This window comes from Aeromonas simiae, from assembly GCF_014892695.1.
Taxonomy (GTDB): Bacteria; Pseudomonadota; Gammaproteobacteria; order Enterobacterales; family Aeromonadaceae; genus Aeromonas; species Aeromonas simiae.
Genome location: NZ_CP040449.1, coordinates 3,057,415 through 3,072,522 on the forward strand (window position 1 = coordinate 3,057,415; position 15,108 = coordinate 3,072,522).

Sequence of the window (15,108 nt, forward strand, 5' to 3'; positions counted from 1 at the left end):
TGAATCGACTCACTTTTTAGTTCAGCTTTTCCATTTGTAGCCGTTATATTGCCGTGGAGCGCTAATCCGCCCACGGCCCCCATTTTGGATGGAAAACTAGAAGACGCCCGCTATGAACAATCTCTCACTCAAGCAGAAGATACTGTTATCCGTGGTTCTGGCCCTCTCGCTGGTCATTACCCTGCTCTCCTGGCGCAGCTACTCGGGCCAGAAGGCCATGTTGCTACAGGACGGTCAGGAGCAGGCACAGCGCCTCGGAGCCCAACAAGCCGAACGCATCAGCGACTGGCTGGCCGATCGTCAGGACGTGATCAAGGCGCTGGCCAGCAAGGCGTCTTCCGAGCCACTCAACGCCCTGCAACAAGCTCAACTCTCCGGCCGTTTCCAGCTCACCTACTTCGGTGAGGCGAGCGGCAAGATGAACGACTCCGACCCCTCCATCGATCGCAGCGGATACGATCCGCGCACCCGTGGCTGGTATCAGGAGGCCATGACCAAGGGATCCCAGATCCTGACCAAGCCCTACCTCGACGTGGCCTACAACGTACTGGTCGTCACCTTGGCGCAGCCGGCACAGGGGGGCGTAGTGGGGGGCGACCTCTCCATCTCCTCTCTGGTGGAGGATGTCAACAAGATGACCCTGCCAGCCGATGGTTTCGCCATCCTGATGCACAAAGACGGCACCGTCATCGCCTACAAGGACGCCAGCAAGGCGATGAAGCCGGTCAGTGAGATCGACAACGATCTGAACCGAGCCTTCATCGAGCGCACCAAGCAGAACCAAACCCTGCAACAGGTCTACTTCGATGGTGAAGGGAGAGACAAGTTGATGTGGGCGGTCGATGTGCCCGATACCGACTGGGAGCTGGTGCTGTTGCTGGACAAGGCAACCCTGGAAGCGCCCCTCTCTACCCTGCTGATGAGCCAGCTCGGCCTGGCGCTGGTGGTGCTGGTCGGCAGCATCCTCGCCATCTCCTGGCTGGTCGGAGTCCTACTCGGCCCGCTGACCAAGGTCTCTCAAGCCCTGGCCCGCATCGCCGACGGTAACGGCGATCTGACTCAGCGCATTCAGATCGATGCCCGCGACGAGGTCGGCCAACTGGCACAGAACTTCAACCGCTTCGTTGGCAGCCAACACCAACTCATCTCCCACATCCGCAACCTGGCCAATGAGCTGGGCAACGATGCCGAGCGCAGTCTGATCACCACTCAGGAGTCCGTCAGCGAGCTGCAACGTCAGCAACAGGAGGTGACCATGGTCGCCACCGCGGTCACCGAGATGGCGAGCGCTACCCAAGAGATCGCAGGCAATGCCGAAAACACGGCCGCAGCGGCCCAGCAATCGGCCCAGAGCAGTGAGCAAGGCCGGCATCTGGTACACCAGACCCGCCAGTCTATCAACAACCTGGCCAACGAAGTCGGCCAGGCCACCGAGGTGATCGGCGAGCTGAGTCGCCACGCCCAGGCCATCTCGGGCATCCTCTCCACCATTCAGGGGATCGCCGAGCAGACCAACCTGCTGGCCCTCAACGCCGCCATTGAGGCAGCCCGCGCCGGCGAGCAGGGCCGCGGCTTTGCCGTGGTGGCCGACGAGGTCAGGGTGCTCTCCAAGCGTACCCAGGACTCCACGCTGGAGATCCACGCCACCATCGAGACCCTGCAACAGACCACCAACCGCGCCGTCAGCCTGATGCAAACCAGCCAAGAGCTGGCTGACAACAGCGTGCAGGATGCCGATGCCGCCGCCAAGGCGCTGGAGGAGATCACCCAAGCGGTCAGCCTCATCTCCGACATGGCGGGCCAGATCGCCACCGCCGCCGAGGAGCAGACCCAGGTGACCGGCGAAATCACCCAGAACACCACCGCCATCAAGGACGTGACCGACGACATCACCGCCTCGGCGATGCGCGATCTGGATCAGACCCACGCCCTCAAACAGCGGGCCGGCGACCTCAACCAGCAGGTGGCCACCTTTATCCTTTAACCTGCCCTCTGGCAGCAAAAAGCCCGGCATCATGCCGGGCTTTTTTTATCCTGCGTAGGCACTCATAGCGCTTCGAGGTGCTCTACCAGCAATTGCAGGTTACGACTGCCACGCCACTCATTGATGTCGAGGCGATAGACCAGACGCACCCTTTTCACCGAGGCATCGGGCCAGCGCCGCAGATCCACCCCGAAGGCGATAGCATCAAGAGCAAGCCCCGCCTCGGTAGTGAGCATCAGCTTGAGGTGCTTCTCCCCCACCAGGCGCTGCTGCACCAGTACGAATTCACCGTCAAACAGGGGCTCGGGGAAGGCCTGCCCCCAGGGGCCGGCGGCGCGGATCAACTCGGCCATCTCCAGGCTCAACTCCTCGTCCAGCAGCGATCCATCGGTGAGCAGTTCGCCGGTAAGCAGCTCAGGGGTCACCAGCTCGGCGATGACCGCCTCGAAGGCGCTGCGAAATGCCTCGATACGATCCTTGGGCAGGGTCAGCCCCGCCGCCATGGCATGACCACCGAACTTGCTGATGATGCCGGGGTGACGGGTATCGAGCAGCTCGAGGGCATCACGCAGGTGCACCCCAGGAATGGAGCGCCCAGAGCCCTTGAGTTCATGCTCACCGCTCTCGGCAAAGGCGATCACCGGGCGATAGTACTTCTCCTTGACCTTGGAGGCCACCAGCCCCACCACCCCCTGATGCCAGTCGTTGCGGTGCAGGACGATGCCCGAGGGCACCTCTCCTTCCCGAAAACGTAACTGCTCCAAGGTGGCGAGCGCCTCCTGCTGCATCCCCTGCTCAATCTCCTTGCGTTCCTGATTGAGGCCATCCATCTCGGCGGCCAGTTGCCGTGCTAGGTTGATGTCATCGCACAAGAGGCAGGCCACCCCGAGCGACATGTCATCAAGCCGGCCCACCGCATTGAGGCGCGGGCCGAGGGCGAAACCAAGATCGGCCGCAGTGAGGCGACGCGCTTCACGGCGCGATACATCGATGAGGGCCTGAATACCGGGACGGCAGCGACCGGCGCGAATGCGCTGCAACCCCTGATGCACCAAGATGCGGTTGTTGCCATCCAGCGCCACCACATCGGCCACGGTACCAAGCGCCACCAAATCCAGATAGTCAGCCACGTTGGGAGCGCGCAGTCCGCGCGCCTCGAACCAGCCGCTCTGCTTGAGACGGGTATTGAGCGCCGCCATCAGGTAAAACGCGACGCCGACCCCGGCCAGGGATTTCGAGCCAAAACCACAACCATGCTGGTTCGGGTTGACGATAGCGTCGGCCGCCGGCAGCTCATGACCCGGCAGGTGGTGATCCGTCACCAGCACCTGCATGCCGGCTGCCTTGGCCGCCGCCACACCGGCCAGGCTCGAGATGCCGTTATCCACGGTGACAAGCAGCTCGGCACCACGCGCCTCGGCCAGCTCGACAATCTCGGGGGTGAGACCATAGCCGTATTCGAAGCGGTTCGGCACCAGGAAGTCCACATGCAGGGCACCCATGGCGCGCAATGCCAGCACACACAGGGCCGAGCTGGTCGCCCCATCACAATCAAAGTCACCGACGATGAGGATGCGCCGCTCGGCGCGCAGCGCCTCCTCAAGCAGCGCCACCGCCGGCGCCATCCCCATCAGCTCGTGTGGGGGCAGCAAAGAGGCGGCGGAGCGTTCCAGCAAAACAGGGTCATCCACGCCACGGCTGGCGAGGATCTGGCGAAGCAGGGGGGGCAAGGTTGCGGGCAGATGCGAGTCATCTACCCTGGGTCGGCGACGGATAAGCAGTGTCATGGGGCGTTTAGATATGTTCCAACAATGTGAGCAGTTGCTTCGGTGATTGATAGCCGCTCACCATGTCCCCATTGGGCAGGATCCAGGTGGGAGAGCGGTGTACACCGAGCTGGCTGGCAAGAATGGTCTGTTGCTCGAGGATCGCATCACAGCCCTCTTCTGGCAAATCCAAATCAAGACGCTCCGGCATCTCGTGACACCAGTGATGACGCAGTCGATCGGCACTGAGTTGCGGCCTCGGAACGGGCAACAAATTGATACTGACCCCGGCACTTTGCAACGCCTTGAGATCTCGCCGGAACGTGATGCACTCCTGGCAGGAGAGGTCGGTAAACAGCTGCAACTCATGACGCGCCGAAGGCGCTCGCACATAAAGGCTGTGCGTTGGCGTTTGGGAAAGCTGCTTCAAGCGAAACGTCTGTTGCTGTTGCAAGGTCAAATTCACGATGCCGCTGCGCAAATCGAACAGGGTGCCCAGCAAGGCGTAATCACCTCGCTCGTCGCTGTAGAAAACGCCTCCCGACGTATCAAGCCGGTAAAGACCAGGCACGGATGAAGGCTCAATGGCCACGATCTCAATCCCCAGACGCTCACTAATACGTTGCAGCATTTGTTGTTCGTTCGGATGGGATGAGCTGGCCTGCGCCACCAGGGCCATGGTCAAAGAAACAACAAAGAGAAAAAATCGCGCCACCATCTATTCCGCACTCCCACACCAAACCGGCAAGCTATGAACGAGACCGCCATTATCAATACCGTTGCTGACTGAATCCTGTTTCATCGCATAAAGTGCCACACCCGTATGACAAAGACTGTCGAGCGAAGAGAAGGGCTCCCCCCTAGGCAAGCTCACCCTTTCATGTGAGACTGTCACCGTTTCCATCACCATACCCGGAGGGATCCCTCAATGAGCCTGTTACAAGAGTTCAAAGCGTTTGCAGCGCGTGGCAATGTCATCGACATGGCCGTCGGTATCATCATCGGCGCCGCCTTCGGCAAGATCGTCTCCTCCTTCGTGGGTGACGTCATCATGCCGCCGATCGGCCTCATCCTGGGCGGCGTGGATTTCAGCGATCTCGCGGTGACCCTGAAGGCGGCGGAGGGCAGCACCCCGGCCGTCGTCATCGCCTATGGCAAGTTCATCCAGACCATCATCGACTTCCTCATCATCGCTTTCGCCATCTTCATGGGGCTCAAGGCCATCAACAGCCTGAAGCGTAAGGAAGAAGAGGCGGCCGCCGCCGCGCCGGCACCCACCAAGGAGCAAGAGCTGCTCGGTGAAATTCGCGACCTGCTCAAATCCCAGCAGCAGAAATAAGTCGGAGTTCCGACATAAAAAAACCGCCGTGAGGCGGTTTTTTTTATGTCAGGCTCGCGGATGGTGCTCCCCATGCAGCGCCTTGAGCCGCTCGCCCGCCACGTGGGTATAGATCTGGGTGGTGGAGAGATCCGAGTGGCCGAGCAGCATCTGCACCACCCGCAGATCCGCCCCATGATTGAGCAGATGGGTGGCAAAAGCATGGCGCAGAGTATGCGGAGAGAGCTCCCCCGCAATACCGGCCCGGATGGCGTAGAGCTTGATGCGGTGCCAGAAGGTCTGGCGCGTCATCATCCGCCCGCGCTTGGAAGGAAACACCACATCGCAGCTCCCCTCTGGGATAAGCAGTGGCCGCGCCTCCCGGTAGTAACGGGTGAGCCAGTGCATCGCCTCTTCCCCCATCGGCACCAGCCGCTCCTTGCTCCCCTTGCCCACCACCCGCACCAGCCCCTGGCGCAGGCTGACATGCTCGGCGCATAGCCCCACCAGCTCGGAGACCCGCAGCCCGGTGGCATAGAGCAGCTCCAGCATCGCCTTGTCGCGCAGCTCCACCGGATCGTCGTGACCGGGCACGGCCAGCAGGGCGCTTACCTCGGCCTCGGAGAGATCGCCCGGCAGGGGTTTGGGCAGTTTCGGGCCCTCCAGCAACACGGTCGGGTCGTCGGCACGCAGCTTCTCCCGGTTCAGGTACTGATAAAAGCGGCGCAGGGCGCTTAAGAAACGGGCGGTAGAGGTGGCGGCAAACCCTTGGTCGATGCGCCAGGCCAGATAGTGCTGCAAGGTATCGAGATCGGCCAGCAGCACTGAACTCCCCTGCCCATCGAGCCAGGCAGAAAATTTCTCGAGATCGGTGCGATACGAGGCGATGGTGTTGTCGGAGAGGCCGCGCTCCAGCCAGAGCGCGTCGAGAAATTGCTGGATCAGGGGCTGACTCATGGGCACTCCACGCTTTGCTTGTGGCCATTGTAACCGAGCCTGCATGGCACGGCGCGTTTTGTTAAGATGAGGCCATGTTCACCACGCTGACACCACGATGAAGATAGGTCTGTTTTACGGCTCCACCACCTGCTACACCGAAATGGTCGCCGAGAAGATCCGCGATCTGATCGGCCCTGAGCTGGTTGATATTCACAACATCAAGGACGTCCCACTGGCCCGGATGCAGGAGTACGAGGTGCTGATCCTCGGCATCTCGACTTGGGATTTTGGCGAGCTACAAGAAGACTGGGAGTCGAGCTGGGACGAGGTCAACCACCTGCCACTTGATGGCCAGATCATCGCCCTGTTCGGTCTTGGCGATCAGCTCGGTTACGGCGAGTGGTTCCAAGATGCCCTCGGCATGTTGCACGACGCCCTCATCGGCAAGCCGGTCTCCTTGGTCGGTTACTGGCCCAATCAAGGCTATGAGTTCGACGCCTCCAAGGCCCTCATCGACGATGGTCGTCACTTTGTGGGGCTGGCGCTCGACGAGGCCAACCAGTACGACCAGACCGACGATCGTATCAGCCAGTGGGTCGAGCAGATCCTGAGCGAAATCCACAGCCTGATCTAATCCTGCCGGGCGCAATTTATGGCGCCAAATATCCCAATGGGCATCACATAGTGATGCCCATTGCTGACAGCGCGATGTAACTCTGCCACTCTTTTCCCTGGCCTCCTCACTCGTTTTCATCACAGGAGGGCCGAAAGCCAATGGACGAGACATCCAACAAGGAGTTTTCATGAATCATCCCCTACTGCTCGACAGTGAGGTAGCCGGAGCCGTGCTCGATCACGCTCTCGCCCTCGGTGCCGATTTTGCCGAGCTGTTTATTGAACGGCGCCGGCGCAGCCAGATCAGCCTGCTTTCGAGCCAGATTGAGAGCATCAGCGGTGGCCTCGATTTCGGTATCGGCATCCGCCTCTGCTACGGCCACAAGGTGCTCTACGGCTACACCAACAGCCGCGAACGCGCAGAGCTGCTGCGGATCGTGACCCTGCTGGCCGCCAAGGATCGCCGCGATCCGCTCACCACCCGCACCGCATTTAACTTCCTCACTCACGCCGATCACCACCCGGTGCGCCAGCCTCTCGAACGCGACCGTATGCTGGAGGCCAAGATCGCCTACCTGCACACCCTGGATCGGGTTGCCCGCGCCGAGAGCCCGCTGATCAGCCAATTCAGCGGCAGCACCCTCGGCTGGGAGCAGGAGGTGAGCCTCTTCAACAGCGAGGGGCTGCAAATTAGCGATCGCCGCCACTACAACCGACTCAGCGCTCAGGCCATCGCCAGAAAGGGGGGCGAACAGAGCATAGGTAGCGACTCACCGGGTGCCCTGATGGGCTGGGAGCACAGCGCACTCATCGACCCGCAGCAGTTGGCCCAGGGCGCCGCCCGCCAGGCACTGATCAAGCTCGGCGCCAGCCCCTGCCCCTCTGGCAAGCTGCCGGTCATCATGGACAACGGCTTTGGTGGCGTCATCTTCCACGAGGCGTGCGGCCACCTGCTCGAAACCACCTCGGTGGCCAAGCAGGCGTCGGTGTTCCACGACAAGATGGGCGAGCTTATCGCCAACCCTGTGGTCAGCGCCGTCGATGAAGGGGTGACGCCCCATGCCTGGGGCTCGCTCAACGTCGATGACGAGGGGATGGCCACCCAGCGCACCCAGCTCATCAAGGAGGGCGTGCTGACCGGTTTCCTGGCCGACCGCATGGGGGCGCTCAAGACCGGCTATCCCCGCACCGGCTCGGGGCGGCGCGAATCTTACAAGTTCGCCCCCGCCTCGCGCATGCGCAACACCTACATCGAGGCCGGCCCGCACAGTCTGGAGGACATGCTAGCCACGGTGGAGTACGGCATTTACGCCAAGAAGATGGGGGGCGGCTCGGTGCAGCCAGGCACGGGCGAGTTCAATTTCAACGTGCAAGAGGCCTACCTCATCGAGAAGGGCAAGGTCACCCGGCCGCTCAAGTCAGCCACCCTGATCGGCACAGGGCCGCAGGTGCTCAAGGAGATCTCCATGGTCGGCAACAACCTGGCGCTGGCCGCCGGCATGTGTGGCTCGGTGTCAGGCTCGGTTCCCGCCTCGGTGGGGCAACCGGCCATCAAGGTCGATAGCATTCTGGTCGGAGGGAACGGCTGATGAGCGAGATGAAACAACGACTCGAGCGCCTGCTCGAACAGGTAACGGCGCTCGGTGCCGAAGCAGATCTCATCGCCAGCCGGGAGCAGAGCTTCTCGCTCAAGGCGGATCAGGGCGAGCTGTCGGAGTACAAGGTGACCGGCAGCCAGCAGATCGGCATCCGTCTCATTAAGGAGGGGCGAGTCGGCATCGCCTACTCGGAGGCACTCGATGAACCGGCGCTGGCCGCCATGCTGCAAGACGCCCTCGATGCCAGCCGCTTCGCCAAGGAGGACCCGGATCAGCGCATCTGCGTCGCCGACAGTCACCTTGAGACGCAGGACTCGGCCATCATTCAACCGGATGAAACCCCAGTGGACGAGAAGATCGCCCTCGCCCTGCGCCTTGAGGGGGAGATGCTCAAACGCGAAGGCGTGAAGGGGGCCCCCTACAACGCCTACTACGAGTCGCGCAGCGAACTGTGGCTGGCCAACAGCCAGGGCACCCTGTGCCACCACAGTGAAGCGAGCGTCGGCGGCTACACCACCGCCCTTATCGAGCGCGAGGGTCGCCAGTCGATGTTTTATCAGGGCGTGAACGAGCGCCGCTTTAGCGATCTGGCCATCGAGCCGCTGCTCGATGAGGTGTACGACACCGCCCTGGCGCTGCTGGACGGCGCACCGGTGACCACAGGCCACTACGATGCGCTGTTCTCGCCCAACGCCCTGAGCGCCCTGTTCGGCTGCTTTTCAGCCGCCCTTTCGGGCAAGTGGGCGCAGCAGGGGATCAACCCCTGGCGCGATAAACTCGGCCAGGACGTGGCCAGCCCGCTGCTCACCCTAGAGAGCCGCGCCCATATGCCCGGTGGCATGAGGATCCGCGCCTTCGACGGCGAAGGGGCAGCCACCACCGATCTGCCACTGATCGAGGCCGGGAACCTCAACACCCTGCTGCACAACAGCGCCACCGCCCGCCATTTCGGTGTGGCGGCCAACGGCTGCGCCGCCCGTGGAGCCCGCTCCAGCCTGGATGTGGCCCCGCGCCATCTGGTGCTGGGGTGCGGCCCGCACACCGATAGCGACGTCAAGAGTGGCCGCTACCTTGAGCTGGTCAAACTCGACGGTCTGCACTCGGGGGCCGACGCGGTGAGCGGCGACTTCTCGTTCGGCGCCTCGGGGTTCCTGTGCCAGGATGGTGAACGCATCCAGCCGGTGCGCGGCATCACGGTGGCCGGCAACTTTTATCGCCTGCTCAAGGAGGTGCTCGCAGTCGGCCAGCACCTTCGCCACGACGACGGCAAGGGCTTCTATGCCCCCCTGATCCGCTTTGCCGGTCTCAGCGTCGCCGGTAACTGATGGCACTCATGCAAATGCAAAAGGCGACCCTCTGGGTCGCCTTTTTGATGCCTGTCCCCTTACGGGTTGAGGCGGGTCGGCAGGCCGGTGCGCTGCTCCAGCGCTTGCTTCACCAACTGGGAGTCGTTCTCGCCGTTGGCGATGAAGCGGGTCAGTGCCTGGGTCATCGGCAGCGGCACCACAGCGTTGGAGTTAAACTCGGCTTCAGTACGCGACAGCGGTTGATGCACCTCGATGTAACGCGCGCCATCAGGCTCCACGCTGAATTTGACCGGGCGGTTGACGAACTCGACCCGGGTGCCCACCGGCACTTGGTCGAAGAGATATTCGATATCTTCGTTACGCAGGCGCACACAGCCGCTGCTCACCCGCAGACCGATGCCGAAGCTGGCGTTGGTGCCGTGGATGGCATAGAGCTTGCCGATGTAGAGAGCAAACAGCCCCATGGGGTTGTCCGGGCCAGCCGGCCAGACAGCAGGCAGGGTCTTGCCCTGAGCGGCATAACGGCGGCGGATATTCTCGGTCGGCGTCCAGGTTGGGTTGGCGCGCTTGCGCTGCACCGAGGTAACCCAGTTCTCCGGGGTGTCTGCACCAAGCTGGCCGATGCCGATCGGCAATACGTGTACCACCTTCTTCCCCTTGGGGAAGTAGTAGAGGCGCATCTCGGCCACGTTGATGACGATCCCCTGGTGCACCGTATCCGGCAGGATCAGCTGGTGCGGGATAATAAGGGTGCTACCGGCCTTGGGCAGGAAGGGGTCGACGCCAGGGTTGGCCTCGATGAGGTTGGTCAGGCCCAGCTGAAATTCAGCGGCGATCTGCTCGAGGGAGCGACCGTCATCGGGCACCACATACTCGATGTTTTTACCGATCACGCGGCTGCCGGCGGCAGGCATGGCATATTCGACGGCGGTGGCCGGCATGCTGGTCAGCGCCAGCGCGCACAGCAGACCCGTTGCAAGCGAACGAAGGGTATTCATCACTATCCTGTTGACTCCATGACAAGGGGCTCCTCCTGTTGTCACCATCCGGGCGACAGTTAAGAGGCTTCAGGTTGCGCATTCTTCCGTGTGTCGGATAAAAATTCAACGTTGGCGGAGTCTTTGGGGCCATTTTTTCCCATTCCGGCTGCATGTGAGATGAATATCTGCCGGCGAAACATGCCACGGGCTGGCACGGTTAGCCACCCCGGTGTTTTTTCATCGATTTCAGTGATCACCCGTTGAAATTTTGTCCGCTACAGGAAAGAATGCCGGGCCCGGTCTGACCGCATCCAATCCCGCGGGGAGAAGGCAGCGACCGAGTCTTAAGCCCTTTCACATTGCTACAGGTTCACGTATGAAGATCCACCGCCTCGCCATCGCCTCGCTGCTGGGTGGCCTTGCGCTTGCCTCTCTCTCGACTCAGGCCATCGAATATCCACTGCCCCCCACCGGCAGCCGTCTCATCGGCGATAACCAGGAATATGTGGTGCCCGATGATGGCCGCGCCCTGGAGACCATCGCGGCCGAAAATCAGTTGGGGCTCACCAACCTGATGGAAGCCAATCCCGGCGTCGATCCTTTCCTGCCCAAGGCCGGCAGCAAACTGGTGATCCCGCACCAGTTGATCCTGCCCGATGCCCCCCGTGACGGTATCGTCATCAACGTGGCCGAGATGCGCCTCTACTACTACCCGAAAGGGAATAAGGTGGTCGAGGTGCTACCGATTGGTATCGGCCAGCTCGGTACCGATACCCCGGAAAACTGGGTCACCAAGGTAGAGCGCAAGAAGGAGGGGCCGACCTGGACCCCGACCGCCAAGATGCACGCCGAGTACGCGGCCCGTGGCGAGTCGCTGCCCGCCGTCTGGCCGGCCGGCCCGGACAACCCCATGGGCCTGTTTGCTCTCTATATCGGCCGCATGTACGCCATCCACGGCACCAACGCCAAGTTCGGTATCGGTCTGCGCGTCAGCCATGGCTGCGTACGCCTGCGCAACGAAGACATCGAATACCTGTTCAAGAAGGTACCGGTGGGCACCCGTGTTCAGTTCGTCAACCAACCGGTCAAAAGTTCGGTCGAGCCGGGCGGCGCCCGCTACCTGGAAGTGCACCAACCCCTTTCACGCAGCGAAGCCGAATTCAATTCCAGTGCCCAAGCCCCGCTGCCGATGACCCCGGCCCTGACCCGCTTCATCGCGCACAAGGAGAGCGGCTCCCGCCTGATCAAGCAGGCACTGGAACAGCGCACCGGCATCCCAACCCAGATCAACCCGGTCTGATAGCAAGATGCTTTGCAGCATGACGGCGCCCGAGGGCGCCGTTTTTTATTGTGGAGATCCAGTGAGGCAGAATGGTCATGGGCGGGAATGGAAAGCAGAGCGCAGAGCAAGGATATCGAAGGAAGTGCACTCTAAAGTGGCGTAACCAAGACACCGGTTTAAGGCCGGAGTCAGGTGATCACTGAATCTGTACACCCTGTCAAAAAGGTGGGTGTCCTAGAATTTTGCTTGCAGCACCTTGAGGCCCCCATTGTCGCTCTCTTTGGCGCTCTTGGCTGCGTCATAAGCGTTCTGCGCGGCGGTGACGGCGCCCCGGTCAGCGCAAAGGCCAGGCTCAACTAGTCACATCCTTGCCGGTCAGGGTCATCTCCCTTCACTGGCAGACAGGAGTGACGGCTCTCTACCCCCCCTACAACCTCTTGAACCAGTTCTTAGCTAGTGCCGTAGCAGGAGGATATGCATCCGGTTGCACCTCTGCGGCATCGGGGCGTGCTGAATGTGTCGTCGGCCCCATTCAAGCGGCATCGATATGGGTAACCATGCCCTGGTAGAGTAAACCACTCTCATGAAGAAGAGTGTCATGGCTAGGCTGATAGCCATGGGTCGATGAGATCGTATGACTGTGGGGAGCAGTCATCATTTCAAGAGGGTAGTGAGAAGGCCGGCTACACCGATTTACGCTCCCATAACAGATATCGCATCAAAAAGTACGCATAAAAAAAGCCCAAGCAATGCACATTGCTTGGGCTTATCTTGATGGCGGTGAAGGAGGGATTCGAACCCTCGATGCGGGTATAAGCCGCATACTCCCTTAGCAGGGGAGCGCCTTCAGCCTCTCGGCCACCTCACCGTAAGAAACAGAAGGCCCCGCGCATGCAGGGCCTTACAATAATGGCGCGCCCGAGAGGATTCGAACCTCTGACCGCCTGGTTCGTAGCCAGGTACTCTATCCAGCTGAGCTACGGGCGCGCAGTAAACCGCTTGTCTGTTCCGATAACACCGAAACAGTGAAATATGGCGCGCCCGAGAGGATTCGAACCTCTGACCGCCTGGTTCGTAGCCAGGTACTCTATCCAGCTGAGCTACGGGCGCGCAGTAAACCGCTTGTCTGTCCCGATAATATCGAAACAGTGAAATATGGCGCGCCCGAGAGGATTCGAACCTCTGACCGCCTGGTTCGTAGCCAGGTACTCTATCCAGCTGAGCTACGGGCGCGTTGTTGGTCATGTTTGCTCTAGATGGCGCGCTCGAGAGGATTCGAACCTCTGACCGCCTGGTTCGTAGCCAGGTACTCTATCCAGCTGAGCTACGAGCGCGTTATGTAGAGCGATAAAAAAAAGCTTACTGACCAGTAAGCCTTTTCTTCGAGCCGTTACCGACTCAGTCCTTCATGGACTAGAAAATGGCGCGCCCGAGAGGATTCGAACCTCTGACCGCCTGGTTCGTAGCCAGGTACTCTATCCAGCTGAGCTACGGGCGCTAAATGGCGGTGAAGGAGGGATTCGAACCCTCGATGCGGGTATAAGCCGCATACTCCCTTAGCAGGGGAGCGCCTTCAGCCTCTCGGCCACCTCACCGTCGCGGGGCCAGATATTACTTTACGGGCTAGATTAGTCAAACACTTTTTCGATAAAACAAAGTGTTCGCTCAGCATTTGGTCAAAGCGCGGAAATTTCCGCCGACTGAGGTGAGCCCCCGACTTCCTAGTCGCTTTCACGCACCGATAAGAAAACAAAAGGCGACCGCTTCGGGTCGCCTTTTTGGCATCAGTAGTTGGGTTGCCCCGGCTCTTTCTCAGCCTGAATTCGCATGTAGATCTCTTCACGATGAACAGAGACTTCCTTCGGGGCGTTCACACCGATACGCACCTGGTTGCCCTTCACGCCCAGCACGGTGACAGTTACTTCGTCACCGATCATCAGGGTCTCCCCTACACGACGAGTCAAAATAAGCATTCGCTTGCTCCTGTGTCCTGTTATTTTTTAGTCAGCTTGTTGATGTCATTATCCAACAAAGCAAACCAAATAGTAAGTGGCTGAAACTAACTCACATGGGGGTCATCCCCCCATGGGTTGCTCCTGTGGCTCCCGATCCAGTGCAAACGCATCGTGTAGAGAGCGAACCGCCAGCTCCAGATACTTCTCGTCCACCACTACCGAGATTTTGATCTCGGAGGTGGAAATGAGCTGCATATTGATACCGTGCTCACCAAGAACCCGGAACATGGTGCGCGCTACCCCCGGATGATTCCACATCCCAACACCCACGATGGACACCTTGGCGATGGACTCATTCCCCTGCACGCAGGAGGCGCCAAGTTCTGTCGCTGTGCTTTCCAGCAGGGCGCGGGCTCGACGGAAATCATCACGATTCACCGTAAAGGTGAAATCTGCACTGCCATCACCCAACGTATTCTGAACAATCATGTCCACGTCAATGTTGGCATCGCTGATCGGCCCCAGGATCTGGGCCGCGACCGTCGGCCGATCCGGCACACCGAGTATGGTGAGGCTGGCTTCATTGCGATTGAACGCAATACCCGATACCAAGGGCGCTTCCATCCGTTCACCTCCATATGTGATGAGGGTTCCTTCCCCGTCGGCAAAGCTCGAGAGCACGCGCAGCGGCACTCGGTATTTTCCGGCAAACTCCACCGAGCGGATCTGTAGCACCTTGGCCCCCAGGCTCGCCATCTCCAGCATCTCCTCGAAGGTGATGGTGGAGAGACGACGCGCCTTGGGCTCAATCCTGGGGTCCGTGGTGTAGACACCATCCACATCGGTAAAAATCTGGCACTCGTCAGCACCGATAGCGGCAGCAACCGCCACCGCCGTGGTATCGGAGCCACCGCGCCCCAAGGTGGTGATGGCATTGTGCTCATCACGCCCCTGAAAGCCAGCGATCACCACCACCTTGCCGGCAGCGAGCTGGGCCCGCACCGGCTCGGTGTCGATGTGAGTGATGCGCGCTTTGCCGTGGGCCGAATCGGTGTGAATACGCACCTGGTCTCCGGTCATGGAGACGGCCGGGCAACCACACTGATTGAGCGCAATGGCAAGCAGCGCGATGGTCACCTGCTCACCGGTCGAGATGAGTACGTCGACTTCACGGCGCGTTGCATCAGGATCCAGTTGCTGAGCCATGCCCAGCAGCCGGTTGGTCTCGCCCGACATGGCCGAGACCACCACCACCACATCGTGTCCCTGGGCGCGGGTCAGCTTGACCCGCTCGGCAACGGCCGCGATCCGCTCCAAAGAGCCAACCGAGGTGCCGCCGTATTTCTGAACATAGAGTGCCACGG

The 15,108-nt window shown here is 60.8% G+C and carries 12 protein-coding genes and 7 tRNA genes; 6 read left to right on the plus strand and 13 right to left on the minus strand.

The annotated features are described in order from the left end of the window. Positions 1-112: 112 nt before the first annotated feature. Positions 113-1,984, plus strand: a complete 1,872-nt coding sequence (locus tag FE240_RS14545; protein WP_193001920.1) for a methyl-accepting chemotaxis protein — start codon at positions 113-115, stop codon at positions 1,982-1,984. Between the two features lie 62 nt (positions 1,985-2,046). Here the strand turns inward: FE240_RS14545 and recJ are convergent, their stop codons facing one another. Beyond that, complete coding sequence (gene recJ / locus FE240_RS14550; RefSeq protein WP_193001922.1) at positions 2,047-3,771, minus strand: single-stranded-DNA-specific exonuclease RecJ; 1,725 nt, start codon at positions 3,769-3,771, stop codon at positions 2,047-2,049. Positions 3,772-3,778: 7 nt separating this feature from the next. Further along, entirely contained in the window at positions 3,779-4,468 is a 690-nt protein-coding gene (locus FE240_RS14555) for a DsbC family protein (RefSeq protein ID WP_193001924.1), read from the minus strand. Between the two features lie 210 nt (positions 4,469-4,678). Here FE240_RS14555 and mscL point away from each other — a divergent pair, with 210 nt between their 5' ends. Then, positions 4,679-5,089: a large-conductance mechanosensitive channel protein MscL gene (mscL, locus tag FE240_RS14560; RefSeq protein WP_042048693.1), complete on the plus strand. Its 411-nt coding sequence runs from the start codon at positions 4,679-4,681 to the stop codon at positions 5,087-5,089. A gap of 48 nt (positions 5,090-5,137) precedes the next feature. Here mscL and xerD read toward each other — a convergent pair whose 3' ends face one another. Continuing rightward, positions 5,138-6,025 carry a site-specific tyrosine recombinase XerD gene (xerD, locus tag FE240_RS14565; protein WP_193001926.1) on the minus strand — a complete coding sequence of 296 codons (888 nt, stop codon included), beginning with the start codon at positions 6,023-6,025 and terminating at the stop codon, positions 5,138-5,140. A gap of 97 nt (positions 6,026-6,122) precedes the next feature. Between xerD and fldB the strand changes: the two genes are divergently transcribed. The 3 genes from fldB (at position 6,123) to FE240_RS14580 (ending at position 9,545) form a co-directional block, all read left to right on the plus strand. Continuing rightward, entirely contained in the window at positions 6,123-6,641 is a 519-nt protein-coding gene (gene fldB / locus FE240_RS14570; protein ID WP_193001928.1) for a flavodoxin FldB, read from the plus strand. A gap of 169 nt (positions 6,642-6,810) precedes the next feature. Then, positions 6,811-8,211, plus strand: a complete 1,401-nt coding sequence (locus FE240_RS14575) for a TldD/PmbA family protein (RefSeq protein WP_193001930.1) — start codon at positions 6,811-6,813, stop codon at positions 8,209-8,211. Continuing rightward, on the plus strand, positions 8,211-9,545 hold the full coding sequence (locus FE240_RS14580; protein ID WP_193001932.1) for a TldD/PmbA family protein: 1,335 nt from the start codon (positions 8,211-8,213) through the stop codon (positions 9,543-9,545). Before FE240_RS14575 ends, FE240_RS14580 begins: the two co-directional genes overlap by 1 nt. Positions 9,546-9,604: 59 nt before the next feature. Here the strand turns inward: FE240_RS14580 and FE240_RS14585 are convergent, their stop codons facing one another. Then, a complete protein-coding gene (locus FE240_RS14585) occupies positions 9,605-10,525 on the minus strand; it encodes a L,D-transpeptidase family protein (protein ID WP_193001934.1) in 921 nt (306 codons plus the stop codon). Between the two features lie 358 nt (positions 10,526-10,883). Here FE240_RS14585 and FE240_RS14590 point away from each other — a divergent pair, with 358 nt between their 5' ends. Next, a complete protein-coding gene (locus FE240_RS14590; protein ID WP_193001936.1) occupies positions 10,884-11,807 on the plus strand; it encodes a L,D-transpeptidase family protein in 924 nt (307 codons plus the stop codon). A 757-nt stretch (positions 11,808-12,564) separates the two neighbouring features. Here the strand turns inward: FE240_RS14590 and FE240_RS14595 are convergent. The 9 genes from FE240_RS14595 to FE240_RS14635 form a co-directional block, all read right to left on the minus strand. Next, positions 12,565-12,657, minus strand: a tRNA-Ser gene (locus FE240_RS14595). A gap of 42 nt (positions 12,658-12,699) precedes the next feature. Next, positions 12,700-12,776: transfer RNA gene (locus FE240_RS14600), tRNA-Arg, on the minus strand. Between the two features lie 46 nt (positions 12,777-12,822). After that, a tRNA-Arg gene (locus FE240_RS14605) sits at positions 12,823-12,899 on the minus strand. Between the two features lie 46 nt (positions 12,900-12,945). Further along, positions 12,946-13,022, minus strand: a tRNA-Arg gene (locus FE240_RS14610). Positions 13,023-13,046: 24 nt separating this feature from the next. Further along, positions 13,047-13,123: transfer RNA gene (locus FE240_RS14615), tRNA-Arg, on the minus strand. Between the two features lie 87 nt (positions 13,124-13,210). Further along, positions 13,211-13,287: transfer RNA gene (locus tag FE240_RS14620), tRNA-Arg, on the minus strand. 4 nt (positions 13,288-13,291) lie between these two features. Beyond that, positions 13,292-13,384 (minus strand) — tRNA-Ser (locus FE240_RS14625). 189 nt (positions 13,385-13,573) lie between these two features. After that, positions 13,574-13,762: a carbon storage regulator CsrA gene (gene csrA / locus FE240_RS14630; protein WP_042048497.1), complete on the minus strand. Its 189-nt coding sequence runs from the start codon at positions 13,760-13,762 to the stop codon at positions 13,574-13,576. Positions 13,763-13,864: 102 nt separating this feature from the next. Further along, entirely contained in the window at positions 13,865-15,106 is a 1,242-nt protein-coding gene (locus tag FE240_RS14635) for an aspartate kinase (RefSeq protein WP_042048495.1), read from the minus strand. Positions 15,107-15,108: the final 2 nt, after the last annotated feature.